Origin of the sequence: Actinoplanes sichuanensis, assembly GCF_033097365.1 — a bacterium.
Lineage (GTDB): Bacteria > Actinomycetota > Actinomycetes > Mycobacteriales > Micromonosporaceae > Actinoplanes > Actinoplanes sichuanensis.
In genome coordinates this window covers 3,441,321-3,467,984 of the sequence record NZ_AP028461.1, presented here as the reverse complement: position 1 = coordinate 3,467,984, position 26,664 = coordinate 3,441,321, and the positions used below count along the sequence as shown (strand labels likewise).

Here is a 26,664-nt window from a genome sequence, read left to right as displayed (position 1 = left end):
GCTCACCGGGCCGGTCGCCCGAAAAACCGGGACAGGGCGGTGCGCAGCGTTTCCGGGTCGCCCGCCGACCAGGCGACGAAACAATCCGGGCGTACGAGCAACGCGCTCGCGGTCGTGCCTTCCAGTTTGCCGGTGACCACGTCGACCCGGTCCCGCCACGGGGCGGTGACCTCGGCGAACGTGCCGGTGGAGTCCAGCAGCAGCGGGCGGGCGGTGCGGGTCGACTCGGCCAGCCGCACCGGGCCGCACTCGCCGTGCACGGTCACGTCGGGGGCGGTGCGCCCGGCCAGCGGGTCGGCCGGGTCGGCGGGGTAGGTGATGTCGGCGCCGGACATCAGGGCCGCGATGTGGCCGGTGACCTCCGGTTTGCGCAGCAGTTCGGCGAACAGCTCCCGTAGGCCGGTGATCTCGTCGCCGGGGCCGATCAGCGCCGACTGGGCCTGGGTGGACATGACGACGCGTTCGGCGACCGGGCGGCGTTCGGTCTCGTAGGTGTCGAGCAACCCGTCCGGCGCCCAGCCGTGGATCGTGGCGGCGAGTTTCCAGCCCAGGTTGACCGCGTCCTGCAGGCCCAGGTTGAGGCCGGGGCCACCGATCGCCGGGTGCACGTGGGCGGCGTCGCCGAGCAGCAGCACCCGGCCCACCCGGTAGCGGTCGGCGATGCGGGTGTTGGAGCTGGTCAGCCGACGCAGCAGGCCGGTGCCGTCGGCGGTGAACGGCAGGTCGGCGCCGAGGACCCGGGCCACGCTGGCGCGCAGTTCGGCCAGGTCCATCGGGGTGTCGTCGCCGACCGGGGTGTCCGGCCACTCCTTGGTGCTCAGGATCGCCGGGCGGCCGGGGAACGGTGCCCAGGCGATCATGCCGCGCGGGGTGCGGGTGTGCTGGAACGGGGTGACCGGGCCGTAGCCGGGGACCCGTAGGCCGCCGGTGTCCGGGTCGAGGTGGGAGGCGGGGACCGTCACGGTGGCGGTCCGTGACACCGACCGGTCCTCGGTAACGCCGGGAAACCCGATGCCGGCGAGCCTGCGTACCGTGCTGTGCCCGCCGTCGGCGCCGACCAGGAAACGGCAGCTGAGTTGCGTACCGTCGCCGAGGTTGACGTTGACCTGGTCTTGGTCTTGGTGGAAGCCGGTGACCTGGTGGCCGCGGCGGATGTCGACGCCGAGTTCGTCGGCGCGGGCGGCGAGGGTGGCTTCCAGCTGTGCCTGCGGGACGCCGATCACGTAGTGCGGGTTGTCGGTGAGCATCGTGAGGTCCAGCGGGAACGCGCCGAACGTGAACACGGGCAGCGGGGCCGGTGGGTCGGTGTCGCCGGTGAGGCGGGTGTACAGGCCGCGCCGGTCGAGCATCCGCACGACCTGGCCGACCAGGCCGTTGGCGCGGGGTTCGCCGGTGGGGGTGCGGTGGCGTTCCAGGACGACCGGGTGGAGGCCGGCGAGGGCGAGTTCGCAGGCGAGCATGAGGCCGTTGGGTCCGGCTCCGGCGATGAGGACATCGATCATGATCGTGATCCTTTCGGGGCGTGCGTCATCGCCGCGGCGGGTGCGGCGCATGGCCGTCCCGCCGCGGTGGTGTGACGCGGCTTCTCGATCCGGGGTGTCGCGGTCGTCGTGGGCGCGCGGGGAAGGCCGCGCCGGGCGGGTCCGGTCAGCGGGCGGGGGCCGGAAGGCCGGCGGCGATCTGGGTGAACGCGTCGGTGATCAGCTGGTCGATCGGCGGCGGCGGGTCGGCGCTGTCGAGGTAGTGCTGCATGGCCACGGCGACGGCGGCGCTGGCGGCGGCCGCGACCAGACGCGGATACATGTCGGTGGTCAGGTCGGTGCCGGTGCGCTCGGCGACCGCGGCGGCCAGTTCGGCCTCGGCGGCGGCGACCGCGCGCAGACGTTCGCCCTGCAGGGCGGGTTCGGCGAGCATGGCGCGGACGCCGGCCACCCATCGGGCGTGGCCGGGTGAGGGCATCGCCTCGACCTCGGGGCCGCGGGTGAACTGGGCCAGGGCGGCCACGGTCAGCGCGGTCCAGAGTGGTTCGTCGGCGGGGCGCTCGCGCAGGGCGGCGGCGGTGCGCAGGCTGCGGTCCAGGTGGCGTGAGGCGATCGCCTCGGCCTTGCTGGAGAAATAGTTGTTGAAGGTACGCGGGGAGACGCCGGCCGCCTCGGCGATGTCCTCGACGCGGACGTTGTCGTAGCCGCGCTCGGCGGTGAGGTGGATGGCGGCCCAGCCGAGCGCCGCCCGGGTCTCGGCTTTCTTGCGCTCGCGTAGCCCCGTCATGCCTCCACGCTAACATTATTTGCGTGTCACGCAAAGATGCGTGTCACGCAAAAATCCCGCAGGTGTGGAGTGAGCGGTAGAACCGCCGGGCGATCTGCCGGGGCTCGGCCGGGTTCACGGTGTGCAGGTCGACGGCGTGGAAACCGGGTCCCGCGGCGGTGATCGCGTCCCGTACCGCCTGCTGGTGGGCGTTGTCGGCGCGCGGAATCGCCACGAAGACGCTCACCTGCGGCTGGTTGTGGCGGATCGTCTGCAGCAGCGCGGTCATCCGCCGGCCCACCGTGCCGGCGCCGTCACCGTGGCGGATGTCCGGGGTCGCGGCGGTGAGCAGGATGACGTCCGGACGGTAGCCGGCCTGCCAGCCGGTGATGTCGCGAGTCAACCGCGGCAGCGTCTGACCGGCGAACCCGTCGTGGTGCATGCCGGTGGTCGGACTGTCGGTGACACTGCCCTCCCAGCGGAAGTTGAAGCCGCGCGGTTCGGCGCCGCGGCGCAGCATCAGGTCCAGCTGGTTGCGGTAGTTGGCGGTGCCGGACCCGACGGTGAGCTCGTCACCGACGGCCAGCAGGGTGTGGGTCGGCCGGTCGCAGTACGGCAGGGCCTTGAACCGGTAGCCCCGGGCGGTCAACAGCGGCAGCAGCCGCTTGAACGCGCCCAGCTGGGCGGCGGCACTCGGGCCCTCCGCGTGCAGGGTGATCATCGCGCCGTCGTAGACCTGCTGCTGGACCTCGGCGACGATCTGGTCCTCGTCGGTCCAGGCGGCCGGCACGAACACCCGCCGGGTCTCGGCCGGATCCATCGTGCGCAGCGTCTGGCGCAGGCCCAGGCTCTTGGCGTCCTGCTCGATGGTCGGCGAGGTGAGCCACCGCGGCGGGCGCCAGCAGTTGCTGACGTACGGGCGCAGCGCGTTGTGGCCCTGGGCGATCTGCCGGAACGCCTCGGCCCGGCTCAGCGTGGTCAACGATTCGTGGCTGTAGGTGTGACTGCCGATGACGTGCCCCTCGGCCGCCGCGCGGGCCACCGACTGCGGGGCCTGCTCGCCGTTGCGGCCGACATAGAACAGGGTCACCTTCGCGTCGTACGCGGCGGCCGCGTCGGGCAGGTCGTCGGTGCCCGGGCCGGGGCCGTCGTCGAAGGTGAAGTAGACCTACTTCGACGCGACCGCCGGGGCGGCGCTGGCGGGAGCCGGGGCCAGTGCGAACATGCCGATCAGCGCGGTCGCCGTGGCCGTACGCCACCATCGTCGGGTCATGCCCGCCGAAGTAGGTCGTGCGGTCGGCGGGTTCAGCGGGCGGCCGGGTGCGCTTGAGTTCGCGGTGCGGTACACGCTGGAATGCTCGAGTGACCCTGATTGACAAGATCGCCTGGATTCAGGTGGACGACGGCGCGATCCTCAGTACCCGGTCGGTGGGCCGGGACGTCTACTACCTGCCCGGCGGCAAACGCGAACCCGGCGAGAGCGACCTGGAAACCCTGGTGCGGGAGATCCGGGAGGAACTCAGCGTGACGATCGTGGCCGGCAGCGCGGTCCACGTCGGGACGTTCGAGGCGCAGGCGCACGCCCATCCGGCGGGCACCGTGGTCCGGATGACCTGCTACACCGCCGACTTCCACGGCGAGTTGCGGGCCGACAACGAGATCGAGGAGGTGGCCCGGCTGACCTATGCCGACCGTGACCGGGTGTCTCCGGTCGACCAGATGATCTTCGACGAGTTGTTCCGGGCCGGACGGTTACGCGCGGACGCCCGGTGACCGATCTGCGGACACGGCGGCGGGTCCGGCGGGCGTTCCGCGACGGCGTACCGCTGGACCTGGGCGGCGCGGCCGTCGACGGGGAGCTGCTGGCCCGGCTGCTGCGCGACGGCGGCGGGCGCCTGAACCTGTCCGGCGCGCACGTCACCGGGTCCGTCGACCTGACCGGAGCGCGCATCGACATGCCGCTGCGCCTGCGCGGCTGCGTCTTCGACGAGCCGCTGCTGCTCGATCACGCCGATCTGGTGCAGGTCAACCTCGACGGCTGCACGCTGCCGGGCATCGAGGCGGACGGGCTGCGGGTCGCCGGTGATCTGGGGGTACGCGACGCGACCGTCACCGGTGACGTGTGGCTGCTCCCGGCCCGGATCGGCGGATCGGTCGAGCTGGACGGCAGCCGGATCGGCGGAGGTGTGCACCTGCAGCGCGCCGAGATCGGCGGCGGGGTCCATCTGCGGGGTACGACCGTGGGCCTCGGACTGCGGCTGACCGGAGCCCGGGTGACCGGCAGCGTGGACCTCAGAGCCGCGCGGATCGGCCCCGATCCGGACACCGGGGCCGCGATCAGCGCCGGCAGCCTGGTCGTCGGCGGGTCGCTGTTCGCGCACGAGGTGATCGCCGGCGGGGAGATCCACCTGGTCGGGGTGCAGGTCGGCGGCAGTCTCACGATGCGTGACACGGTGCTGTCGGCGCCCGGCGGCGGCTACTCGCTGCTGCTGATCGAGGCGCAGGCGCGGCTGCTGACGTTACGGCCGGCCCCGGAGTCGACCGGCACGATCAGTCTGCGCGACGCACGCTTCGGGCGGCTCGCCGACGATCCGGTGCGCTGGCCGGCCGGGTGCGAGGTGGAACTGGACGGGCTCACCTACGACCGGCTGGCCCGCCGCTCCGAGGACGTCGTCGAGTGGACCGCCCGGCAGCGGCTGGCGTGGATGGCCCGGTACACGAGCGGGTACGCGCCCGGACCGTACGACCAGCTGGCCGCGGCACTGGCCCGCGACGGCCGGGAGCAGGAGGCCCGGCAGGTCCGGGTGGTCCGCGAGCGGCGCCGGTACCGGGCGATGGGCTGGGCCGGTGCGGTGTGGGGTGCCGTGCAGGAGGCCGGGATCGGATTCGGGTACCGGCCCGGCCGCGCCCTGACCTGGCTGCTGGCCGTGGTCGCCGCGAGCACCGCCTGGTTCGCCTGGTCAGGGCCGCTGCGGGCGGTGAAACCGGATGAGGCGCCCACCTGGGATCCGTTCCTCTACAGCGTCGATCTGCTGGTGCCGCTGCTCGACCTCGGCCACGACAAGGTTTGGGATCCGGTCGGCGCGGACAAGGCGGTGGCACTCGCCGTCATGGTGGCCGGCTGGGTGCTCGCGACCACGGTGATCACCGGGGCCGGACGCACCCTCGGACGCTAACCCAGGGTGGGTCATGCGCGGTTCGCCCGTCTGGACGAGAATGACCCTGCACGAAGCAATCCGACTTGAAGGGACCTCTTCCTTGAGCGCTGGACTCGCAGCCCTGCTGGACGATATCGCGGTGCTGGCGCGCGCGGCCGCGGCGTCCGTCGATGACGTCGGGGTCGCCGCCGCCAAGGCCGGGGCCAAGGCCGCCGGTGTGGTCATCGACGACGCCGCCGTCACCCCGCAGTATGTGCGCGGCCTGGCCGCCGAGCGGGAGATCCCGATCGTCAAGCGCATCGCCATCGGATCGCTGCGCAACAAGTTCCTGATCATCCTGCCGGTGATCCTGGTGCTCAGCCAGTTCCTGCCGTGGCTGCTGACACCACTGTTGATGATCGGTGGCGCCTACCTGTGTTACGAGGGTGCCGAGAAGATCTGGGAGAAGGTCGCCCACTCCGAACACGCCGACGACAGCCAGGAGCGCGTCGACGAGAAGACCCTGGTGTCCGGCGCGATCCGGACCGATCTGATCCTGTCCGCCGAGATCATGGTGATCTCGCTGAACGAGGTGGCCAGCGAGACGTTCTGGTCCCGGTTGATCATCCTGTCGATCGTCGCGGTGATCATGACGGTGCTGGTGTACGGGGCGGTCGGCCTGATCGTCAAGATGGACGACGTCGGTCTGCGCCTGGCCGAGAAGCCCGGCAAGGGGGTCGCGAAGTTCGGCCGCGGCCTGGTCAAGGCGATGCCGAAGGTCCTGACCGCGCTGAGTGTCATCGGCACCGCGGCGATGCTGTGGGTCGGCGGGCACATCCTGCTGGTCGGGGCGGACGATCTGGGCTGGCACGGGCCGTACTCGATCGTGCACCACATGGAGGAGGCCGTCCACGACGCGACCGGGGCGCTCGGCGGAGTGTTGGGCTGGTTCACCAACACGATCGCCAGCGCGATCGTCGGCCTGCTCATCGGGGCGCTGATCGTGGCGTTCATGGCCGTGACGTTCCACCGCAAGTCACACGCCAAGCCCGAGAAGAAGGAAACCGAGGCCGCCGCGGAGTCCGAGACCGAGTAGTGACACCACGAACGGCCCGTCCCCGGTGTGCACACCGGGGACGGGCCGTTCGTGTCACAGGTGGCGGGCGAAGAACCGGACCGCACTGTCGAGTTCGTGCTCCGGCAGACGGTCGGCATGCAGGCCCGGGTTGGCGTGCAGTGACTTCTCCTCGGACCCGAACGCGTCGTACAGCGCCAGGCTCTGCTCGCGGGGAACCCGCTCGTCATGCCATTGGACCAGGAATTCGACGGGCACGGTGATCCGGGCGGCGTCGGCGGCGTTGACCAGAGCACTGCCCAGGCCGAGTACGGCGGCGCGGACCCGTGGCTCGGCGGCCACGAACGGGACGCCCAGCCCGCAGCCCAGCGACACACCCCAGTAGCCGACCGGGCCCGCGTCGACGTGGTCGAGCGCCTGGACGGCGTCCAGGACGGCCCGCCACTCCGGGACGGTCTGCTCGGCCACCCTCGCCTGGAAGGCGGCGAGCAGGGTGATCAGATCCTCGCCTGCGTCGATGCGGGCCTGGTCGGCGGTGGCCAGGGCGTTGAATTCGGGGTGTACGGGCCGGTCGCCGTGGCCGGGCACGTCGACGCTGACAACGGCGGCGCCGAGGTCGGCGACGAAACGGCGGGCCCGGTGTGACACGGCCGGGGCGGTCTTGTCCTGGCCGCCGCCGTGTCCGATCAGGATCAGCGGGCGGACACCGGTGGCACCGAGCGGTGTCCAGAGGACACCGGGAACCTCACCGACCGAGAAGAGCAGTCGTTGTACGCCGTCGGCCGACGACGTGGAAAGTGAGCGCACGAAAGGCCTTTCAGAATGCCTGGACGGGCACTCCCCGGACCATGCGAGGCGGGAAGTCCCGATCGGTCACTGCGTTGATCGGTCTCACCTCCTCGGGTCGTCGTGGCGCACGGCGCCGCCGAAACTATCACGCCCGATCTGTCGCGTTGCGACCTGTCGCGCTCGGTCAGAGCTTCTGGACGGCGACGTCGTGTCCGCCGTAGGCCTCCGGCACCCGGGTGACGATGACGCCGTTGAGCATCTGTGCCTCATGCAGCACCTGCGCCGCCATCAGCGGGCCGATCAGCGGCGTGTGCACCGGATGAAACCGCAGCCGCGGCCCGGCCAGACGACCGATCTCCACGGCGACGTGCGGGCTCAGGTCGATGGTGAGCAGGCTCCGCACGCCGAGGATCCGGTCCCAGTGCGACTGGCGGGCGTTCAGCACGGTCTGGGCCTCGGCGATCGCCAGGGTCGGCACGATCACGAACCGGTCACCGGCGTCGGCGTCGTCGAGCAGCCGCATCAGCCGTGGATGACCGGAGAACAACTCGACCAGGGCGGATGCGTCGAGGACGTGCGGGCGGACCTGGATCACGCGGCGCGCTGTCGGCGCCGGGCCAGGATCGCCTCGACCTGCGCGTCGCCGTCGGCCAGCCACTGCTGGTAGGCGCGTTCCTCGACCTCGTCGAAGGGTTTCGGCTCGGGCAGGCCGAGCAGGGCCGCGAGCTGTCGGCTCGGCGGGAGGTCGTTGGTGTCGGGTTCGTCTGGCACGCCGCGATTCTATCGGCGCACCGGTTCTCCGGGCAGGGGCCGATCACTCGTCCGAGTGATGACTGATGACATCGCGATCGACTGCGGGCCGGTTCGTGCTCTGTCGATCCGGCCGCCTGCTGGGAACAGACCCGGGTCGACAGCGGTGGGGCGTGCTGAGCCGCCGCGGCCCGCTCGGTTGGTGGCGGCCATGACGTTGCCGGGCCGGATCAGGATTTCCGGAGGGTGGGCGGCAGGTCGGTGTCGCAGTGGGCGCAGACGTAGACGTCGTCTTTGATCACGTTGAGGTGGGTGCAGACGGTGCAGTGTCGGAAGACGAAGGCGCTGGTGAAGGCACCCGGGTGGGCGATGCCGGCCCGGTTCAGGGCGGCGTCGACGGCGGGCCAGCAGCAGGGTTGGGGGCAGTAGCCGGTGGACTGGTTGGTCACCGCCGACACACCGCCGTCCGGGGTGAAGGTGATCTCTCCGGCGGCCAGGACGTCGGCGCCGGCGGCGCAGGCCACGTGTTCGCTGCGGCGTGGGGCCAGCAGTAGGACACCGTCGATGGTGATCACGTAGGTGAACGGGTCACGCCGGTCCCGGGGATCGGTGGCGGCCAGCCACGCCCGGATGTCCGCGGCCGAGCCGGCCGGGGTGCCGGCGGGGTGGTGCCGGGAGCGGGCGGCTATGTCGGCGGGGCCGGTGTAGCGGTATCGCACGGGAACTCCAGTGGGGCGGTGACGGCGAAGCCGCGGTCGAGGGCGGCCATCAGGGCAGGGCCCGGCGTCTCGGTGGCCGGATCGGGACCGCCGTCGAGGGTGGCGGGGCCGTGGGTGGCCGTCCAGGTGGTGGCCCAGGCTCCGGTCAGGGGGAGGAAGGCGTTCAGGTCGTGGTGCGCCTGTGCCAGCAGGGCGGGCAGGTCGGCGCGGGGGATGTCGAGGTATGGGCCCCGGGCGCCGTCGTTCTGCCATAGGCGCAGGTAGGGGCCGAGGTCCTGGAACGTCGGGGTGGGATCGTGGCCCAGCCACGGCGGGGTGCCGCCCAGCAGGGCCGGCCATTCGCGCCAGGTCTCCAGGCCGCAGCAGCAGCCTGGTGTCACCGTCACCGCGGAGGTGCTGTCGTGGACCTGCAGGCCACCGGCGACGATCAGGTCCGGCGCGGCCAGCAGTCTGTTGATCGCCGGGCCGGGCCAGTCCTCAGGAGCCCGGGCGGTCCGCGTCTCGGCGGGGTCGTCTTCGGCGGGGTGGGTGGCTGCGGCCACCGCCGCGATGAGCAGGGCCACCTCGGCGGGCGTACGGCGGCCGTCCAAGGGCAGCCAGGACCAGGCCGGTGGTGATGCCGTGCGCCACGGTTGCGGACCGTCGGCGGGCCGCAGCGGGGACCTCTGCCGGAGCGTCGGCCCGCCGGGGCCGTCGTCGAGCACCTCGCCGCCGGTGGTCTCGGCCAGGGCCCACGGGTCTACCTCGATCACCGGGCGGATGGTCAGCACCCGCACATTCAAACCGGGGCCGGTGGTGCTGCGGAAACGGATTTCGGGACGGCGGGTGGTGGTTGCGGGTGTCCCTGCCGTCCGGGCTCGTCGGTGTAACGTGCGCAACGTCGAGATAGGAGCACGTCTATGTAGGCGTGTGTGGATGGATGGGGGTTTCATGCGGGGGATCTTGCGAAGGCGACTGACCGGCGGAGCGGTGGCCGCCGGGTCGGTCGCGGCGGTGCTGTTCCCGGTTCCGGTCGGTGCCGTCGGTGGGACCGCTGTCGACGGTGCCGTTCACCCGTACCTGGCGAAGGTGGTGGTCGGCGCCCCCGGCGTCGGTTTCTCCTGCACGGGTGCCCTGGTGAACACCCGGTGGGTGGTGACGGCGAAGTCGTGTTTCGAAGCCGGTGGGCAGGTTGTCGTCGACGGTGCTCCGACGGTGGCGACCACGGTGACCGTCGGCGGCGCCGGGCGCACGGCGACCCGCGTGGTGCCGCATCCGAGCCGGGACGTGGTGCTGGTCAAGTTGGCCACCTCGGTGGCCGGTGTGGTCCCGGTCAAGGTGGCGACGACGGCGCCGGTGGCCGGGCAGACGCTGTCGGTGCTCGGGTACGGGCGCACCGCCACCGAATGGGTGCCGGGTCAGGCGCATCTGGGCACGTTCACGGTGTCGTCGGTCGCTACGGTGGCGACCGGTATCGCGCCGGCCACCCCGGGGCAGGCCGGGCCGTGCAAGGGTGACGCGGGCGGGCCCGGGCTGCGTTCGGTGGCCGGTGGTTTCGAGCTCGTCGCGATCACCGCCGACGGTGGTCAGGGCGGCTGCCTCGGTGCGGCGGCCGACGCCACCGCCGGGGGTACGCTGACGCGGCTGGACGACATCGCCGGGTGGGTGACGCAGACCGCCGCCGAGATCAAGCCGCGTGGCGACTTCAACGGTGACGGCAACCCGGACCTCGCGGCGATCAACAACAACCGCGACATGCTGCTGTTCCCCGGAGACGGTGCGGGCAGGCTGCCGTCGTACACGCCGATGTGGGCGACCGGTGGCGCCTGGGCCGGGTACAAGGCGATCACCGCGGGTGACTTCAACAGCGACGGCAAGGCCGACGTGGCCGGCATCAACGCCGGTAACACGCTGCTGTTCTTCCCGGGTGACGGTGCGGGCAAGCTGCTCGGCTACACGGCGATGTGGCCGACGGCGGGGGCGTTCGCGAACTACAAGGCGATCACCGCGGGTGACTTCAACGGCGACGGTCGTCTCGACCTGGCCGGCATCAACAACAACAACGACATGCTGTTCTTCCCGGGCAACGGAACGGGCAAGCTGACCACGTACGCGGCGATGTGGCCCACCGGTGGCGCGTTCGCCAACTACAAGGCGATCACGTCCGGTGACTTCAACGGTGACGGCCGGTTCGACATCGCGGCGATCAACAACAACAACGACATGCTGCTGCTGCCCGGTGACGGGGCCGGGAAGCTGACCTCGTACGCGGCGATGTGGCCGACCGGCGGGGCGTTCGCGAACTACAAGGGCATCGCCGCGGGTGACTTCAACACCGACGGCAGGCTCGACATCGCGGCGATCAACAACAACAACGACATGCTGCTCTTCCCGGGTAACGGTGCGGGCAGGCTGCTCGGCTACACGGCGATGTGGCCGACCGGTGGGGCGTTCGCCGACTACCTGGCGATCGGCTGACGAACGGTGGGGCCGGTTCGCCGGCCCCACCGTTCTACGCTGCCGTGTCATGAGCGCGGTCGGCATGTTCGTGGAACTGGTGGATCGGTCGGTGCAGCGGATCGCGGAGATCGTCGCGGACGGGCGGCGTTTCGATCGGCGGGAGGTGGCCCGTCTCGCCGACGTGTGGGACAACAACACGTCGCACTTCTTCGGGGTGCTCGGGATCCGGAACCGGTGGCTGCGGGAGCGGGCGGCGCGGGCCGGTCTGCGGTGGATGGGTGAGTTCCACCGGGAGTGGATGGTCGAGGTCTGCGGTGAGCCGATGCGGCGGCTGCTGCCGGTACCGGCGGAGCCGCTCTACTACCGGGACTCGGCGGGGCGGCTCCGCGCGAGTGTGCTGCCGGTGGCGGTGGGCGGGCTCGACGGTGACTACGACCTGGCGCGGGCGACGGCCCGGGTGGTGCGCATCGAGCGGTCCGGGGACGGGTTCTGCGGCCTGATGGTGGTGCGGGCGCCGCGGCTGTTCACGGACGGCGTCGGTGAGTTCCACCTGGAGATGCCGGTTTCGCGGGCGGTGTTCGACAGTGCCGACGTCGACGGGCTGCAGCTGGGCGGTGAGCAGGTCCGGATCGGCCGGTCGGGGTTGCTCGCCGGTGGGGCGGTGACGGTCGGGATCGACGACTGGGAGTGGCATCTGTCGCGGGCGGCTCGTGCGGTGCAGGATCGGGTGCCGCCGTGGCGGGAACGGAGCCGGCGTCGTCCGCCGGTGCGCCGGGCGACGGGGGCCGCGTCGGCTGCGGCCTGGGCGTTTCGGGAATCGATGGTGCAGATTCGCCGGGTGCGGTTCTGCGGTCACGTCGGGCGGGTCGCGCTGGAATCGCTGGTGGTGCCGTTGGCCGGGGCGGGGACTCGGGCCGGGGAGGCGGCGCGGCTGCGGGGTGCGGAGCGTGACCGGGTGTTCCAGTCGATGGCCGACTCGTGGGGTGCGGTCGCTGATCATCGGCCGGACGCGAGCCGGATGCCGGACATGGCGTGTCTGACGCTCGTGGAGTGCGCAGACGGGGTGTCGGTGAACTTCGCCGAGCCGGTGGACGGGCGGTGGCCGGTGCGGGCGGCGCGTCTGGAGCGGCCGGGCGGGGTGTTCGTGAGCTGCCGTGACGACGTTCTCACGATCGGCGACCGTGCCGTTGCCGGAGGGCGGGCGGCGTCCGAATCCTGATGGGCGGCCGGGTGTGCCGGCCTCTCGCGTGTGACGGGTTCGGGTGGCCGTATCAGATGAGGTTCGGGGTGAGAAGTCAGCGGCGGGCGGCGGGGACCTGGCCGAAGCCGGGCAGGACGCGCTGGGTGACCGCTCGGGTGGCGGCGAGCTGGGCGGCGGAACGCCGTCGGCGTTCGGCGAGGACCGCGACCAGGAACAGCCACGGTGGGGTGCCGGACGGCGGTGGTGGGGTGACTTTGGCTTTGACCTCGGCGTGCAGGCTCTGGCCGAGGACCGACCGGTACGGTTCGGCGAAGTTGACCGAGCGGGCGGCGAACTGGCGGACGGCCTCGGCCAGGTCGTCGTCGACGGCGGACAGGTCGGCGTCGGCGGCCCACAGGGCCAGGCCGGCGGGCATGCCGGGGACCAGGTTCCAGGGCACCGGGCGGCGTTCGTGGACGACCAGGGTGCCGGCGGCCAGGTCGCCGAGGCGGCGGCCGCGCCGGGAGGCGATCATGGTGGCCAGGCTGCCGGCCCAGGTGACCAGCGGCAGCAGCAGGCCGGGCCATTCGACGGCCAGGCCGATCAGGGCGCGGGTGAAGGCGTGCCGGGCGCGGATCGGGCCGCCGTCCTCGCGGATCACCCGCAACCCCATGATCATTTTGCCGAAGCTGCGGCCGTTGGTGAACGTCTCGGCGACCGTGGGGTAGCCGACGGCGACGATCGCGATGCCGATCAGGTAGGCGGTGTCCGGGCGGATCAGGTCGGTGTACGCCGGGGGCAGCATGTCGTTGACGATGTAGTACAGGGCGGTCAGGAAGCCGAAGACGATCGCCTGCATCAGGATGTCGAACATCAGGGCGATGGCGCGCGACCCGAGGCGGGCGGGGCGCACGTCGATCTCGACGGCTTCGGCGGTGGTGAGCACCCGGACAGTCAACACGATGGGCCCTCTACTCTGCGAGGGTGGATCTCGATGCGTACGTGGCCGAGCACGGTGGTGAGTGGCGCCGGCTGGAGGTGCTGGTCGGTCGGCGCAAGCTGAATCCGGCCGAGGTCGACGAGATGGTGCTGCTGTATCAGCGGGCCGCGACGCATCTGTCGATCGTGCGTAGCCGGACCCCGGACGCGGTGGTGCTGGCCGATCTGTCGCGGTTGGTGTTGGCCGGGCGGGCGGCGATCAACCGCAGTGAGCGGATGTCGTGGCGGCCGGTCGCCGCGTTCTTCGCCGTGCGGCTGCCGGCGGCGCTGTATCGCACGCGGTGGTGGTGGCTGACCGTGATGGTGGTGATGGTCGGTGCGGCGTGGGGGCTGATCGAGTACGTGCAGCGGTATCCGGCGGTGCTGGAGGCGTGGTTCGGGGCGCATCCGGATGAGGCGCTGCTGGTGGAGAACTTCGTCGGCTACTACAGCGAGTATCGGGCCGCGACGTTCTTCAGCGCGGTCTGGGTCAACAACGCGATGCTGGCCGCCCAGTGCCTGGCGTCCGGGGTGCTGATCCTGCCGGTGTTCTATCTGCTGGCCACCAACCTGATCAGTATCGCGATGATGGGTGCGGCGATGTTCGACGCCGGGGCCGGCGACGTCTATCTGACCTACATCGCCCCGCACGGTTTCCTGGAGCTGACCGCGATCTTCATCGGTGGCGGGGTGGGGCTGCGGATCGGCTGGTCGTGGATCGCGCCGGGGCCGTTGATGACCCGCCGGGAGTCGCTGGTGCACTGGGCGCGGGAGGGCATGATCGTCGCGGTCGGGCTGGTGTTCATCCTGCTGGTCTCGGGCGTGTTGGAGGCCTACGTGACGCCGTCGCCGTTGCCGGCGGCGCTGCGGGTCGGGTTCGGTGGCCTGCTGTGGCTGCTGTTCCTCGGCTACGCCCTGCTCTGGGGCCGTCGTCAGAGCCGCCCGGAGGCTTTCAGCAGCAGGTAGACGTCGGCGACCTGGCCGGCGAACGTGTCGGCGTCGGCGTCGACGACGGTGGCCCCGGAGTGGGCGAGCACGTCGCGGACCCGGTCCCGGTCGGCCAGCACCCGCTGGGCGGCGGCGGCCCGGTGCACGTCGGCCGGGCCGGGTTGGTCGGGTAGTTCGGCCAGCCGGCTGACCAGCGGGTCGCGGACGGCGGCGACGATCACCTTGTGTCGGGCGGTGAGTTTCGGTAGCAGCGGCAGCAGCCCGGCGATCATCGGGGCGGTGTCCAGCGCGGTGAAGATCACCAGCAGCGTGCGTTTGCGGTCGCGGCGCAGCATCTCCTGGCCGAGCAGGGTGAAGTCGGTTTCGGCGAGTTCCGGGTGCAGGGAGGCCATGGCGTCGATGAGGCGGGTCAGTTTGCTGCGGTGGCCGCCGCCCTCGACCCGGATGCGTACCTTGGCGTCGAGGGCGAGCAGGTCGACCCGGTCGTCGGCGCGGGTGGCCAGCACCGACAGCAGCAGGGCGGCGTCGATCGAGGCGTCCAGGCGGGGGGCGTCGCCGATCAGGGCGGCCGAGGTGCGGCCGGTGTCCAGGACGCAGACGACGCGCCTGTCGCGTTCCGGGCGCCAGGTGCGGACCACCACGTCGTGGGCGCGGGCGCTGGCCCGCCAGTCGATCGAGCGGACGTCGTCGCCGATCACGTATTCGCGCAGGGCGTCGAATTCGGTGCCGTGGCCACGGCCGCGGGTGACCACGCTGCCGTCGACGACGCGCAGGCGGGCCAGTTTCTCCGGCAGCACCCGCCGGGACGGGAACCGTGGGAGCACCCGTAGTGACCAGGCGGGGGTCTGGCGTTCGTTCCAGGTGCGGCGGCGTTGGCGGTAGGCCAGTCCGAGGGGGCCGGCCGAGCGCAGGGTGACCCGGACGGCGGGGCGGTCGCCGTGCCGGGTCGGGGTCAGGGTGGTGGTGACCGAGTGTTCGCTGCCCTCGCGGAGCACGGCGGTGTGCGACAGTGGCCCGGCTCCGGCGGACGGGACCCAGCTGTCGCGCAGGTGTAGCCGTACCGTCCGGTGTCCGGTGTTGGCGACGGTGAGGATGACCCGGGCGCTGCCGCCGAGCCAGACGGTGCGGTCGCCGTCGCGGCGTAGCCGCAGCCCGGCCAGGGAGCCGGCCATGCCCGCGTCCAGCCCGGCCAGAAGTAGCCCACCGGTGAGGATCGCGGCCAGCGCGTACCACGGTTGCGGGGTGAGGGCGGTGAACGGCAGTCCCAGGGCGAGCAGGACCGCGAACCGGCGGGTGATCATCAGCGGGGGGCGGGCACGGCGGCCAGGACCGCGGCCAGTACGCCTTCGACGGTGGCGCCGTCGAGTTCGGCGTCGGCGCGCAGCCGGACCCGGTGTCGCAGGGTGGGTACGGTGAACGCCTTGACGTCGTCGGGCAGTACGTAGTCGCGGCCGTGCAGCCACGCGTTGGCCTTGGAGACGGCCAGTAGGGCGGTCGCGCCGCGGGGGGATGCGCCGAGTTCCAGGGCCGGGGCGGTGCGGGTGGCCCGGCACAGGTCGACGATGTAGGCCAGGACCGGTTCGGCGACGGCGACGCGTTGTACGGCGTACCGGCCGGAGATCAGGTCGGCGGGCCCGGCGACCGGGGTGATCCCGACCGATTTGAGGTCGCGCGGGTCGAAGCCGTGGTGGTGGGCGCGCAGGATGTTGAGTTCCTCGTCGCGTTGCGGCAGCGGGACCGACAGTTTCAGCAGGAACCGGTCGAGTTGGGCTTCGGGCAGTGGGTAGGTGCCCTCGTATTCGATCGGGTTCTGGGTGGCGGCGACCAGGAACGGCTGGGGCAGTGGGCGGGGGCTGCCGTCGACGGTGACCTGGCGTTCCTCCATGGCTTCCAGGAGGGCGGCCTGGGTTTTCGGTGGGGTCCGGTTGATCTCGTCGGCGAGTAGCAGGTTGGTGAACACCGGCCCGGCCCGGAAGTTGAACGCGGCGCTGTGCGCGTCGTAGATCAGTGAGCCGGTGACGTCGCCGGGCATCAGGTCGGGGGTGAACTGGACCCGTTTGGTGTCCAGGTCGAGGGCGGTCGACAGGGCGCGGATGAGCAGGGTCTTGGCGACGCCGGGGACACCTTCGAGCAGGACGTGGCCGCCGCAGAGCAACGCGACAAGCACCCCGCCGACGACCGCGTCCTGGCCGACGACGGCTTTGCCGACCTCGGCGCGCAGCCGGCCCAGTGCTTCGCGGGCCTGGTGGGAATCGGTTGTCACGACTGCTCTCCTTCAACGGGCGGTGGGGTGGTGACGTCGCGGACCAGGCGTTGCAGCAGGGTGGCGGCCTCGACCAGGTCGGCGTTGCTGTCCGGGGCGTCGCCGTCGAGGATGTCGCGAACGTAGCGGACCGGCAGGCCGGCGTGGGCGGCGATCTGTTCGCTGTCGGCGTCCGGGGGGAGCCCGAGGTGGGTGGTGAGTCGGCGGCGGGCGTTGGTGCGCAGGATGTCCAGGGACGCCTCACGGGCGCGGGCGCGCTGGTAGAGGCGGGCGTGGCCGAGCATGGTCTCGTTGGCCGGGACTCGGGACGGCAGGGGTTCGGCGACCGGGGTGCCCAGGCGGCGGGCCGCGGCGGCGGCCAGGGCGATCAGGATCAGCGCGAGCAGGAGCAGGGTGGCCAGCAGGGCCGGCGGCAGGCTCTGCAGCAGCGGGTCGTCGGACGGGCCGCCCTGCCCCTGGCCCTGGCCCTGCCCGTTGCCGTCGGCTTGGCCTTGGCCGTCTCCCGGCCGGTCGCCTTCGCCGCCGGGGCCGCCGGGTCCGCCTTCGCCGTTCTCCCACGGCTCGTAGGACTCGGTGCCGCCGGGCGTGGGGGTGAACCCTTGCGGCTCGTCGGTGACCCGGGTGGGCGGGGTCGTCGGGGTCGGCCGGTCGCGTTCGTGCACGTCGAGCCAGATGACCTGCTCGTGCTGGGCGAGCAGGCCGACGGCGAGGGCGGCGTTGCCGTGTTCGGCGATCCGGTCGTCACGGAACGGGTCGGGTGAGCCGACCACGGTGACGGTGTACCGGTTGACCGGGAACGTGGCGAGCGCGCCGTTGTAGCAGACCCCGCCGCGGGTGACGACGTATTCGGTCTTGCGGACGGCGGCGGGCCCGGCGGCGACGGCGATCTGGTCGCCGCAGATCGGGTCGGCGACGCCGGTGTTCCAGTAGGTGCGGCTGACCTCGGCGGGCCAGCCGCTGCGCAGCAGGGCCGACGCGGACGGGTTGACCGCGACCAGGTGGCTGCCGGCCGGCAGGTTGCGCAGGCCGGTCAGGTCGGCCAGGTCGGGGGTGGCGACGAAGACGGTGACCGGGTCGTCGCGGAGCAGGTCGACGGCCTCCTCGGTGCTGACGGCGCGGGCGACGGTGATGCCGCGGGCGCGGAGCCGTTCGGCCAGGGTGCCGCCGCTGATGCCCTGGACCTGCTGCGGGTTCAGGTAGGCCGGGTCGTCGTCGTCGGGTGTCTCGACGGCGTGCACGATCAGGGTGCCGCTGATCAGGGTGGTCAGGACGGCGAACGGGATCGCGGCGCGCATCCAGCGTCTCATCGCGGGCCTCCGAGGCCGTCACGGATCTCGGCGGTCAGGTGACGCATCCGTTCGTCCTCGGGTGGCCCGGCGGGGCGCCGGCCGTACCAGATGTCGGAGAACAGGCCGGTGGCGCCGTCGAGGGCGGGGCTGACGGCGGGGCGGCCGGTGCCGGCCGCGGTGGCCAGTTCGTTGGCGGTGTCGCCGGGTTCGGGGGTGATCAGTCCGGCGCGGGTCAGGTCGGCGACGGTGTCGCGGAGCCGTTCGCGGATGGCTTCGGCGTAGCGGCCTTCGGCGGCGAGCCGGTCGGCGAGCGAACCGCGCGCCGCGGTGGGTGTCTTGTCCGTCTTGGTGCGGCGGGTGGGGCGGGTGGCCGGCTCGGTGCCGTGCCGGGGTTTCCTGCGGCGGCGCAGCTTGGGCAGGCTGAACCGGGGCAGCCGCAGCCGCAGTCGGGGCCACCGGCGGGGGATCCACGCCGGATACCAGTACCAGCCGGCGGCGATCAGGGCGGTGAGCACGAGCAGTGCCAGTAGCAGCACGGCCGGTGGCACGGTGGCGAAGATGTCGCCGACGAAGTCGTCGTAGCCTCTCATCGGCGCACCACCAGCGCGGTCGCCGGGTCCCTGCCGAGGCTGCGGGCCCGGTTGACGGAGATGTCGAGGCCTTCGGTGCGGACCCGGATCTCCAGCAGCAGCACCGCGTCCAGGCAGGCCAGGGCGGCGTAGGCGACGGCGTTGGCCATCGCCCAGGCGATCGGGACGGCCCAGTCGAGCCACCATGTCCAGCCGGCGACCGAGGTGACCGTGCTCGCGGCGATGACCCAGCCGCTGCCGAGGGCCAGCCGGATCGCCAGCCACACCGCGTAGCCCAGCAGTCGCAGGAACGCCCCGCGCATGCCGTTGCGGGTGCAGCGGCCGATCGCGCGGCCCATCGCGGTGAACGGGTTGGCGGTGCGGTCCACGGTCAGCACCACGGTCGCCAGGCCGGCCAGCCCGTAGACGAAGATCACACCGAGGAATCCGGCGACCGTCGCGCCGAAGGTGAGTGCGGCCAGGGTGACGGCGAGCAGCAGCGCCGGTAGCGGCCGGGCCCGGGCGAACAGCTCCCGGTTGCGGAGGCGGCGCCCGAGCAGGGCCGGGCCGGCGGCGGCTCCGGCGACCGCGCCGAGCATCGCGATGATGAACGCCTCACTGGCCAGCCCGGCGGCCACCACCGGCACCCAGTCGATGTCCTCGGAGTTGATCCGCCAGTAGTAGAGCGGCGGGTCGAGGGCGGCGAACGTGCGCAGCCGCGACAGCATCAGCTGCTCGACGGCGGCCAGCGTCAGGGCCAGGGTGAGCAGCGGCGCGGCGTGTCGGCGTAGTAGCGCCACCGCCGCGTCCAGGATCTCGCCCGCGGTCATCGCCCGCAGGGGGATGATCCCCGTCTCCCCGTCCACCCGCATGGCGGGCATCCTAGGTTAACCGGGCATCGGGGCCTGCGTCCGGTCTGGCATGGTTGCCGGCATGCGACTCTCGATCTGGCCCAGCGCCGCCCAGCCGTACTCGGAAATCCTCGATGTCGCCGCGCATGCGGCCGCCACCGGCTGGGACGGGGTGTGGATCGCTGATCACTTCATGGCCAACGAGCCGGTGCAGCAGCGTCCGCAGTTGCCGGTGCTGGAGGCGGGTTCGCTGGTGGCGGCGTTGGGTGCGGCGGTGCCGCGGGTGCGCATCGGCACGCTGGTGTACGGCAACACGTACCGGCATCCGGCGGTGGTGGCCAACATGGCGGCGACCGTCGACCACATCACCGGCGGCCGGTTCGTGCTGGGGGTGGGTGCGGGCTGGCAGGTCAACGAGCATGTCCAGTACGGCATCGAGCTGCCGCCGGTGAAGCGGCTGCTGGACCGGTTCGTGGAGGCGTTGCAGGTGATGCGTGGGCTGTTGCGTACTCCGGTGACCGATTTCCAGGGTGAGCATTATCAGCTGACCGGGGCGACCTGTGATCCGAAGCCGGTGCAGGACCCGTTGCCGATCCTGATCGGCGCCAAGGGCGAGAAGCGGATGCTGAAGGTGGTGGCCGAGTACGCCGACGAGTGGAACGCGTGGGGTCTGCCCGAGGTGATCGCCCACAAGTCGGCGGTGTTGGACGGTCATTGCGCGACGGTGGGCCGTGACCCGAAGGCGGTCAAACGTACGGCGCAGGCGCTGGTCGTGGTCGACGGTCCGGTCCCGACGGATCTTTCGGCGCCGGTGTTCGGCGGGTCCGTCGCGGCGATCGCCGCGACCGTGGAGGGTTACCGTGAGCTGGGCCTCGACGAGTTGATCATCCCGGATGGGTTGCTCGGCACGGGCGCCGACAAGTTGAAGGCCCTCGACACGATTCTCTCGATCGTCAAACCTTGATGCGGTACGGCTACGCACGGTCCCGTGGCCTTCCGGCGGGCCGGCCACGGGGCTGAGGCGGTGGGTGTCAGATGCCGAAGGCGGCGGCCCAGCGGATCGTTCCGGTGGGCGTCGGTCGGGCCGGGTCGAGGTTGAGGGCCATCAGGGCTTCGTCGGGGACCTCGATGGGGGCTTGGACGCCGAGGCCGGAGGCTCGGGTGAAACCGAATCGCGGGTAGTAGTCGGCGTGCCCGAGGACCACCACCAGGTTCTCCTGGTCGCGGGTGCGGGCGGCGGCCAGGACGGCGCGGATGGCGGCGCTGCCGGCTCCGGTGCGCTGGGCGGTGGGCCGGACCGCGCACGGGGCCAGGGCCAGGGCCGGTTCGCCGTCGATGTGGCAGCGGGTGAGCAGGGCGTGTCCGGTCGGGGTGCCGTCGGGGTCGACGGCGAGCATGGACAGTCCGTCGATCCAGGCGTCCGGGTCGGTGCGTAGGGCGTCGACCAGGTGGGCTTCGTCGGCGGTGGGGAACGCGGCCGCGACGATGGCGTGGATCGCCGGGATGTCCGCGGGGGTTTCGGGGCGGGTGGTCCAGGTCGTCATCGTGTCCCGTTCGGCGGTGTGGGCGGTCCCGGCACGAGGTGCACATCCGCCGGCCAGGGCGACGCTAACATGCCGGTCGCGTGGCCCGGCCGGTGCTGTCGAGGGGTCGTCGGCGACGGTTCGTCTGCCGCCGGAAAGGCGCGTGGCGACCGTGCCGGGTCGCCTGCGTCGCGGGGACGGCCACGGTGCTGCGGGTGGCCGTACGGCATGAGGGTTTACAGCTGTCGAGTGGCCCAGACGGCGGGGCGGGCGTTGATGCGCCGCCGGGCCGCCCCCTCGATGCCGGGCCCGGCGGCGTCGGTCTGCTCAGAAGCGGAAGCGCGACACCAGCGCCTTCAGTTCGCCGGTGACCTGGCCGAGTTCGCCGACGGCCTGCTGGGACTCGTGGACCAGTTCGGTGGTGTCGCGGGCGACGGTGGCCACGGTGCCGATGTTGGCGGCGATGGTGCTGGAGCCGCCGGCGGCCTCGCCGACGCTGCGGTTGATCTCCTGGGTGGTGGCGGTCTGTTCCTCGACCGCGGAGGCGATGGTGGTCTGGTAGTCGTTGATCTGTTCGATGACCTCGGCGACCTCGGTGATGGCGTGCACGGCGCCGGCGGTGTCGGCCTGGATGGCCTGGACGCGGCGGGCGATGTCCTCGGTGGCGCGGGCGGTCTCCTGGGCCAGGTCCTTGACCTCGCCGGCGACGACGGCGAAGCCCTTGCCCATCTCGCCGGCGCGGGCGGCTTCGATGGTGGCGTTGAGGGCGAGCAGGTTGGTCTGTTCGGCGATGCTGGTGATCGCTTTGACGACGTCGCCGATCTCGCGGCTGGATTCGCCGAGGCGCGAGACGCTGGCGGTGGTGGTCTGTACGGCGGCGACCGCGCGGGAGGCGACGGTGGCGGCTTCGGCGGCGCTGGTGGAGATCTCCCGGATGGAGGCGCCCATCTCTTCGCTGCCGGCGGCGACGGTGTGCACGTTGCGGGACACCTCGTCGGCGGAGGCGGCGACGATGTCGGCCTGGCGGGAGGATTCCTTGGCGCCGTCGGCGAGTCGGGTGGTCAGCCGGCCCATGTGCTCGCTGGCCGTCGACAGGGTGTCGGTGCCGGCGGCGATGCTGCTCAGGGCGGTGCCGATGGATTCCAGGGCGGCGTTCATCGAGGTGCTCATCCGGCCGACCTCGTCGGCGGAGTGCACGTCGAGGCGTTTGGTGAGGTCGCCGTCGGCGACGGCGGCGAGCACGTCGACGGCCTGGCCGAGGGGGCGGGTGATGGTGCGGGTGACCCACCAGGCGATGCCGGCGGCGAGTGCGATGGCGGCGGCCAGCAGCACGATCATCAGGATCTTGAAGTTGTCGGCGATGCTGCGGGCGGTGGCGGTCTCGCCCTGGTTCATCGATTCTTCGAGGTCGATCAGGACGTTGATCGCAGCCAGCCATTTGGAGAATTCCGGCTTGGCCGTCTCCAACACGGCGTCGGCCTGGGCCGTCTGGCCGGCGGTGCGCAGTGTGATGATCTCGTCGACCATCGGGTTGACGACCGCCTGGATCTTGTTGATGCCGTCGTAGGCCTTCTTCTCGTCGGCGCTGACCAGGCTGTCGTTCTCGAAGATCTTGTTCATCTTCGTCTCGGACTCGGCGTACTTGGCGGCGAGCTCGGCGATCGTGTCGGTGGCCGCGGTGACTCCGGCGTCGGTCTTGGCGGTGACCAGGTCGCGAGCGGCGATGGCCCGGTCGTGGACGCTGCCGCGGAAGTTGATGGCGTAGCGCTGTTTGACGGCGTTCTGGTCGTTGATGACGCTGAGCTCGTCGTTGATCTTGTTCACCTGGAACACGCCGATGACCACCAGCGCGACCATGGCGAGCACAACGGCGCCGAAACCGGCACCCAGCCGCATTCCGATGGTCAAGTTCTTCATGCCCCTTAATCGGCACGTTCGGGGCGGACATTAATCGCCCCCATGTTCTATGGTTAGTTGGTTGACTAATGAACCAGGGGAGTCGGGGCGATGTTCGACGACCGGAGCCCGATCTACCGGCAGATCGCCGACCAGATCAAGGACGACGTGCTGCGCGGGGTGCTGGGCGCCGACGACCAGGTGATGTCGACCAATCAGTACGCCGCCTACTACCGCATCAACCCGGCGACCGCCGCGAAGGCCTTCCAGCAGCTGGTCGACGAGGGCGTGATCTACAAGCGCCGCGGGGTGGGCATGTTCGTGCACGCCGGTGCGCGCGAGCAGATCCGTTCGACGCGGCGGGAGCGGTTCTTCGCCGAGGTGCTCGAGCCGATGGCCGCCGAGGCCCGCGCGCTGGGCGTCCCGGTCGCCGACATCGTGGCCCGCCTTCATCAGCTCATCCCGGGAGACAGCCGATGATCACCACCAGTGCCCTGCAGGTCCGGTTCGGCGACACCACCGCCCTGCATCCCCTCGATCTGGACCTGCCCGCCGGGCGCATCTACGGCCTGTTGGGCCGCAACGGCGCCGGCAAGACGACCCTGCTGTCCACGCTGGCCGGATTCCGCAGACCCTCCGGCGGTACGGTCGAACTGGCCGGCGTGCCGGTGTTCGACGACGTGCGGGCCACCACCCGGATCTGCCTGATCCGTGACGACGGGGTCCCCGGCGATCCCACCGACACGCTGCGCGACAACCTGGCGATGGCCGCGATCCTGCGTCCCGGCTTCGACACCGCCTATGCCGCCGAGCTGATGGAGAAGTTCGCGCTGCCCCGCAGGAAGACCCTGCGCACGCTGTCGCGGGGGCAGCGCTCGGCGTTCGGGATCGTGGTGGGCCTGGCCTCGCGGGCCGATCTGACCATGTTCGACGAGGCGCATCTGGGTCTGGACGCGCCGAGCCGGCAGCTGTTCCACGACGAGCTGCTGCGCGACTACCTGGACCGTCCGCGGACGGTGATCCTGTCGACGCATCTGATCGAGGAGCAGAGCCCGCTGTTCGAGCAGGTCCTGATCCTGCACGAGGGCCGGCTGCTGCTACGCGCCGACGTCGACGAGCTGCGCGCGCGGGGGGTGTCGGTGACCGGCCCGCAGCAGGTGGTCGACGATTTCGTGTTCGGGTTGACCGTGCTGGCGCAGCGCCGGTTGGGCCCGACCAAGGAGGTGACCGTGTTCGGTGGCCTCGACGACGAGCGGCGGGCGCTGGCCGACCGGTACGGGTTGCAGCTGGGCCCGGTGGCGTTGCAGGACCTGTTCATCCATCTGACCGGAGGTGCCGTGTGAGCCGTTGGCCGATCCTGCGTTTCCTGTCCTCGGAGCACCTGGTGTTCCTGTTTCTGTTCCTGGCCGCCGGTTATCTGCTGACCGTACTGGTGGTGCCGGTGTTCGGGCTGTTCCGGCCGGTCACGTTGTCGGCGGTGGACATCGCCGGGCAGGTGGTGTTCTGGCTGGCCGTCGGTTACGGCTACGGCGCGGCCACGCTGCTGTCCACGGTGGTGTCGCACGGCCGCAGCCGTCGCGAGTTCGCCGCCCAGTATCCGGTGTTCCAGCTGCTGACCGCGATCGTGCTGGCCGCTCTGATCACCGTGGTGTACGCGGGTGAGGCGGCCCTGTATCGGGTGGTCGGCTGGACCCGCCACCTGCAGGATCAGCGGATCTTCGAGGCCGGCGACTATCCGCTGATCTTCGTGGCGTACCTGTGCATGCTGATGTCGTGCCTGGTGGCCGGGGCGTTCACGGCGACCGGTTTCTACCGGTGGGAGTCCGGTGGGGTGCTGGTGCTGCTGCCGGCCGCGGCGGTGCTGGCGTTCGGCGGGACGATGACCGGGTTCTTCGATCTGTCGTTCGCCCGGCTGCCGGTGTCCGGGGCGGCGGGTCTGCTCGCGGTGACCGCGGCCGCGGTGGCGGGCGGCGTGGCGCTGCTGTGGCTCAGCGTCCGCGACGTGTCGCTGCGAACTAGGGTGTCGGCATGATCGGACGTCTGCTCGTCACCGGTGGCAGCGGTTCGCTGGGCCGGCGGGTGATGGCCCGGGCCGCGGCCGCGGGCTGGGACGCGGTCGGCACCCATCTGTCGGCGAGCACGCCGACGGCCACGGTGCGGCTGGACATCCGTGATCCGGGTGACGTGCGGCGGGTGGTCGCCGCGGTGCGCCCGGACGCGATCGTGCACACCGCGGCGGGCCGGGATCGCGGCGACTGGCCGGCCACCGCCGACGGGGCGGCGCACGTGGCGCTGGCCGCGGCCGGGATCCGTCTGGTGCACGTGTCCAGTGACGCGATCTTCTCCGGCCGGTCGGGGGAGTACGACGAGGACGCGTCACCCGATCCGGTGTACGCCTACGGGGCGGCGAAGGCGGCGGCCGAGACCGCGGTGCGGGCGATCGACCCGGGCGCGGCGATCGTGCGTACCTCGCTGATCCTGGGTGACGGTCGGGGCGCGCACGAGGTCCTCACCCATGACCTGATCGCCGGTCGGGTGACCGGTGCGCTGTTCACCGACGAGGTGCGTAAGCCGGTGCACGTCGACGACCTGGCCGACGCGCTGCTGGAGTTGGCCGCGGGCGATCATGCCGGGGTGCTCAACGTGGCCGGCGCCGACGCGATCAGCCGTTACGAGTTGGGGGTGCTGGTGGCCCGGCGTGACGGGCTGGATCCGGCGTTGATCCCGGCCACCAGTCTGGCCGCGTCGGGCCTGTCGCGGCCGCCCGACCTGCGGCTGGTGACCACGCGGGCGCAGAAGCTGCTGTCGACGCGGTTGCGGGGGGCCAGGGAATTCGTTCGCCCGGCGTGAGTGTGGGCAAGATACTGGCGCGATGAGCACGAGCCGTACGATCCGTGTCACCGTTCGCGGGTCTTTCGACAACCTGTCCGAGCAGCAGAAGGCGCAGCTGATCGCCGCCGGCGCCGAGCATGCCGACATCCTCGCGGTGCAGTACACCGAGGGCGGGCATCTGACCTATGACCTGGCGGCGCGGCCGTTCTTCTGTTTCCGGTTCGCCGAGCAGGTCGACGACGAGCGGGAGGTGCCGAAGGTGACGGCGCGGGCCGAGGCCAAGGCCGCGGCCTGGATGACCGAGCGGGGGTACGGCTTCAAGCGCATCACCTCGCAGACCGTCGACCTGTCCGAGGTGCCGCTGGGGAAAGCCGGCCGCAAGCGTCAACTCTGAGTTGACGATAGTCATGCCGTCAACCTAGAGTTGACGGCATGACTGTTCGACTCGACGACCTCATCCACGCCGTCACCGCCGGGCACCCCGACAGCCCCCTCGACCGGGTCGCCGGCGCCGTCGCCCTCTCCGACCACCTCGGCGAGCTCGCCGACCACCTCGTCGGCCACTTCGTCGACCAGGCCCGCCGCTCCGGCGCCTCCTGGACCGACATCGGCCGCAGCATGGGCGTCACCAAACAGGCCGCCCAGAAACGGTTCGTGCCCGCCGCCAAACAGGACGCCTCCCAGGGCTTCAGCCGCTACTCCGACCTCGCCCGCGCCGCCGTCGTCGCCTCGATGGCGCACGCCGCCCGCCTGCGCCACCCCGAGATCAGCCCCGGCCACCTCGTGCTCGGCCTGCTCGACCAGGCCGACGGACTCGCCGCCCGGGCCGTGGCGGCCCAGGGCCGCACCCTCGACGAGATCCGCACCGCCGTCACCGCCGCGCCCGGCGACGCCGAGCCGGCCCCGCTGATCCCGTTCGACGCCCACGCCCGCAAAGCCCTGGAGCTGTCCTTCCGCGAGGCGCTGCGGCTGGGCCACGACCGGGTCGGCACCGGCCACGTCCTGCTCGCCCTGCTGGAGGAGCAGGAACCCGAGGGCGGCCCGCTCGACCTGCACAAGGCCGGCGTCGAGCAGACCGTGCTGACCGGCCCCCAGGAGGGCCCCCTCGAAGCCCCGCCGGCCGCCTGACGCACTTGAGGGAAAATTCTCGGTGCAACCAAGCGGCAACCGAGAGTGCCC

28 protein-coding genes and 1 pseudogene are annotated in these 26,664 nt (G+C 71.7%); 13 read left to right on the top strand and 16 right to left on the bottom strand.

The window, feature by feature from the left end:
- Positions 1-2: 2 nt before the first annotated feature.
- The 3 genes and pseudogenes from Q0Z83_RS15625 to Q0Z83_RS15615 form a co-directional block, all read right to left on the bottom strand.
- Positions 3-1,502, bottom strand: coding sequence for an FAD-dependent monooxygenase (locus Q0Z83_RS15625; RefSeq protein ID WP_317794645.1), 1,500 nt, complete (start codon positions 1,500-1,502; stop codon positions 3-5).
- 145 nt (positions 1,503-1,647) lie between these two features.
- Complete coding sequence (locus Q0Z83_RS15620; protein ID WP_317794644.1) at positions 1,648-2,268, bottom strand: TetR/AcrR family transcriptional regulator; 621 nt, start codon at positions 2,266-2,268, stop codon at positions 1,648-1,650.
- Between the two features lie 43 nt (positions 2,269-2,311).
- Positions 2,312-3,403: pseudogene (locus Q0Z83_RS15615) on the bottom strand (polysaccharide deacetylase family protein); the annotation flags it as partial.
- Positions 3,404-3,609: 206 nt separating this feature from the next.
- On the opposite strand from Q0Z83_RS15615, the gene Q0Z83_RS15610 reads away from it, so the two are divergent.
- The 3 genes from Q0Z83_RS15610 to Q0Z83_RS15600 all read left to right on the top strand — a co-directional run bounded on the left by Q0Z83_RS15610 (position 3,610) and on the right by Q0Z83_RS15600 (position 6,480).
- A complete protein-coding gene (locus tag Q0Z83_RS15610; protein ID WP_317794643.1) occupies positions 3,610-4,020 on the top strand; it encodes an NUDIX hydrolase in 411 nt (136 codons plus the stop codon).
- On the top strand, positions 4,017-5,423 hold the full coding sequence (locus Q0Z83_RS15605; protein ID WP_317794642.1) for a hypothetical protein: 1,407 nt from the start codon (positions 4,017-4,019) through the stop codon (positions 5,421-5,423). Before Q0Z83_RS15610 ends, Q0Z83_RS15605 begins: the two co-directional genes overlap by 4 nt.
- A gap of 82 nt (positions 5,424-5,505) precedes the next feature.
- Positions 5,506-6,480 carry a DUF808 domain-containing protein gene (locus Q0Z83_RS15600; protein WP_317794641.1) on the top strand — a complete coding sequence of 325 codons (975 nt, stop codon included), beginning with the start codon at positions 5,506-5,508 and terminating at the stop codon, positions 6,478-6,480.
- A gap of 54 nt (positions 6,481-6,534) precedes the next feature.
- Here the strand turns inward: Q0Z83_RS15600 and Q0Z83_RS15595 are convergent, their stop codons facing one another.
- The 5 genes from Q0Z83_RS15595 to Q0Z83_RS15575 form a co-directional block, all read right to left on the bottom strand.
- Positions 6,535-7,266, bottom strand: coding sequence for an alpha/beta hydrolase (locus tag Q0Z83_RS15595; protein WP_317794640.1), 732 nt, complete (start codon positions 7,264-7,266; stop codon positions 6,535-6,537).
- 166 nt (positions 7,267-7,432) lie between these two features.
- Positions 7,433-7,843: a PIN domain-containing protein gene (locus Q0Z83_RS15590; RefSeq protein ID WP_317794639.1), complete on the bottom strand. Its 411-nt coding sequence runs from the start codon at positions 7,841-7,843 to the stop codon at positions 7,433-7,435.
- Positions 7,840-8,019: a hypothetical protein gene (locus tag Q0Z83_RS15585; protein WP_317794638.1), complete on the bottom strand. Its 180-nt coding sequence runs from the start codon at positions 8,017-8,019 to the stop codon at positions 7,840-7,842. Before Q0Z83_RS15585 ends, Q0Z83_RS15590 begins: the two co-directional genes overlap by 4 nt.
- A 209-nt stretch (positions 8,020-8,228) precedes the next feature.
- Positions 8,229-8,717 (bottom strand): hypothetical protein, encoded by a 489-nt coding sequence (locus Q0Z83_RS15580; protein ID WP_317794637.1) that lies wholly within the window; start codon positions 8,715-8,717, stop codon positions 8,229-8,231.
- Complete coding sequence (locus Q0Z83_RS15575; protein ID WP_317794636.1) at positions 8,684-9,469, bottom strand: hypothetical protein; 786 nt, start codon at positions 9,467-9,469, stop codon at positions 8,684-8,686. The genes Q0Z83_RS15580 and Q0Z83_RS15575 overlap by 34 nt, the downstream gene beginning before the upstream one ends.
- A gap of 178 nt (positions 9,470-9,647) precedes the next feature.
- Here Q0Z83_RS15575 and Q0Z83_RS15570 point away from each other — a divergent pair, with 178 nt between their 5' ends.
- Both Q0Z83_RS15570 and Q0Z83_RS15565 read left to right on the top strand, forming a co-directional pair.
- Positions 9,648-11,174, top strand: a complete 1,527-nt coding sequence (locus tag Q0Z83_RS15570; RefSeq protein WP_317794635.1) for an FG-GAP-like repeat-containing protein — start codon at positions 9,648-9,650, stop codon at positions 11,172-11,174.
- 49 nt (positions 11,175-11,223) lie between these two features.
- The gene (locus tag Q0Z83_RS15565; protein WP_317794634.1) at positions 11,224-12,375 is read left to right on the top strand and encodes a hypothetical protein; all 1,152 of its coding nucleotides are present in this window, start codon (positions 11,224-11,226) and stop codon (positions 12,373-12,375) included.
- 76 nt (positions 12,376-12,451) lie between these two features.
- Here the strand turns inward: Q0Z83_RS15565 and Q0Z83_RS15560 are convergent, their stop codons facing one another.
- Positions 12,452-13,297, bottom strand: coding sequence for an RDD family protein (locus Q0Z83_RS15560; protein WP_317794633.1), 846 nt, complete (start codon positions 13,295-13,297; stop codon positions 12,452-12,454).
- Between the two features lie 23 nt (positions 13,298-13,320).
- Here Q0Z83_RS15560 and Q0Z83_RS15555 point away from each other — a divergent pair, with 23 nt between their 5' ends.
- Positions 13,321-14,280: a stage II sporulation protein M gene (locus tag Q0Z83_RS15555; protein WP_317794632.1), complete on the top strand. Its 960-nt coding sequence runs from the start codon at positions 13,321-13,323 to the stop codon at positions 14,278-14,280.
- Here Q0Z83_RS15555 and Q0Z83_RS15550 read toward each other — a convergent pair.
- The 5 genes from Q0Z83_RS15550 to Q0Z83_RS15530 are packed head-to-tail and all read right to left on the bottom strand — an operon-like array spanning position 14,247 to position 19,255.
- A complete protein-coding gene (locus tag Q0Z83_RS15550) occupies positions 14,247-15,563 on the bottom strand; it encodes a DUF58 domain-containing protein (protein WP_317794631.1) in 1,317 nt (438 codons plus the stop codon). The genes Q0Z83_RS15555 and Q0Z83_RS15550 overlap by 34 nt on opposite strands.
- A complete protein-coding gene (locus tag Q0Z83_RS15545) occupies positions 15,563-16,525 on the bottom strand; it encodes an AAA family ATPase (RefSeq protein WP_317794630.1) in 963 nt (320 codons plus the stop codon). Before Q0Z83_RS15545 ends, Q0Z83_RS15550 begins: the two co-directional genes overlap by 1 nt.
- The gene (locus tag Q0Z83_RS15540; RefSeq protein ID WP_317794629.1) at positions 16,522-17,832 is read right to left on the bottom strand and encodes a DUF4350 domain-containing protein; all 1,311 of its coding nucleotides are present in this window, start codon (positions 17,830-17,832) and stop codon (positions 16,522-16,524) included. The genes Q0Z83_RS15545 and Q0Z83_RS15540 overlap by 4 nt, the downstream gene beginning before the upstream one ends.
- Complete coding sequence (locus tag Q0Z83_RS15535; RefSeq protein WP_317794628.1) at positions 17,829-18,404, bottom strand: DUF4129 domain-containing protein; 576 nt, start codon at positions 18,402-18,404, stop codon at positions 17,829-17,831. Before Q0Z83_RS15535 ends, Q0Z83_RS15540 begins: the two co-directional genes overlap by 4 nt.
- Positions 18,401-19,255 carry a hypothetical protein gene (locus Q0Z83_RS15530; protein ID WP_317794627.1) on the bottom strand — a complete coding sequence of 285 codons (855 nt, stop codon included), beginning with the start codon at positions 19,253-19,255 and terminating at the stop codon, positions 18,401-18,403. The genes Q0Z83_RS15535 and Q0Z83_RS15530 overlap by 4 nt, the downstream gene beginning before the upstream one ends.
- Before the next feature lie 49 nt (positions 19,256-19,304).
- Here Q0Z83_RS15530 and Q0Z83_RS15525 point away from each other — a divergent pair, with 49 nt between their 5' ends.
- Positions 19,305-20,198 carry an LLM class flavin-dependent oxidoreductase gene (locus Q0Z83_RS15525; RefSeq protein WP_317794626.1) on the top strand — a complete coding sequence of 298 codons (894 nt, stop codon included), beginning with the start codon at positions 19,305-19,307 and terminating at the stop codon, positions 20,196-20,198.
- A gap of 67 nt (positions 20,199-20,265) precedes the next feature.
- Here Q0Z83_RS15525 and Q0Z83_RS15520 read toward each other — a convergent pair whose 3' ends face one another.
- Together Q0Z83_RS15520 and Q0Z83_RS15515 are read right to left on the bottom strand one after the other, a co-directional pair.
- The gene (locus Q0Z83_RS15520) at positions 20,266-20,778 is read right to left on the bottom strand and encodes a GNAT family N-acetyltransferase (RefSeq protein WP_317794625.1); all 513 of its coding nucleotides are present in this window, start codon (positions 20,776-20,778) and stop codon (positions 20,266-20,268) included.
- Positions 20,779-21,084: 306 nt separating this feature from the next.
- On the bottom strand, positions 21,085-22,674 hold the full coding sequence (locus tag Q0Z83_RS15515) for a methyl-accepting chemotaxis protein (RefSeq protein ID WP_317794624.1): 1,590 nt from the start codon (positions 22,672-22,674) through the stop codon (positions 21,085-21,087).
- A gap of 90 nt (positions 22,675-22,764) precedes the next feature.
- Here Q0Z83_RS15515 and Q0Z83_RS15510 point away from each other — a divergent pair, with 90 nt between their 5' ends.
- The 6 genes from Q0Z83_RS15510 to Q0Z83_RS15485 are packed head-to-tail and all read left to right on the top strand — an operon-like array spanning position 22,765 to position 26,613.
- On the top strand, positions 22,765-23,133 hold the full coding sequence (locus Q0Z83_RS15510) for a GntR family transcriptional regulator (protein WP_317794623.1): 369 nt from the start codon (positions 22,765-22,767) through the stop codon (positions 23,131-23,133).
- On the top strand, positions 23,130-23,996 hold the full coding sequence (locus Q0Z83_RS15505) for an ATP-binding cassette domain-containing protein (protein WP_317794622.1): 867 nt from the start codon (positions 23,130-23,132) through the stop codon (positions 23,994-23,996). Before Q0Z83_RS15510 ends, Q0Z83_RS15505 begins: the two co-directional genes overlap by 4 nt.
- Entirely contained in the window at positions 23,993-24,685 is a 693-nt protein-coding gene (locus Q0Z83_RS15500; protein WP_317794621.1) for a hypothetical protein, read from the top strand. Before Q0Z83_RS15505 ends, Q0Z83_RS15500 begins: the two co-directional genes overlap by 4 nt.
- Positions 24,682-25,503: a sugar nucleotide-binding protein gene (locus tag Q0Z83_RS15495; RefSeq protein ID WP_317794620.1), complete on the top strand. Its 822-nt coding sequence runs from the start codon at positions 24,682-24,684 to the stop codon at positions 25,501-25,503. The genes Q0Z83_RS15500 and Q0Z83_RS15495 overlap by 4 nt, the downstream gene beginning before the upstream one ends.
- 22 nt (positions 25,504-25,525) lie before the next feature.
- Entirely contained in the window at positions 25,526-25,879 is a 354-nt protein-coding gene (locus tag Q0Z83_RS15490) for a DUF6204 family protein (protein ID WP_317794619.1), read from the top strand.
- A 38-nt stretch (positions 25,880-25,917) separates the two neighbouring features.
- Complete coding sequence (locus Q0Z83_RS15485) at positions 25,918-26,613, top strand: Clp protease N-terminal domain-containing protein (RefSeq protein WP_317794618.1); 696 nt, start codon at positions 25,918-25,920, stop codon at positions 26,611-26,613.
- The last annotated feature ends 51 nt before the right edge of the window (positions 26,614-26,664 follow it).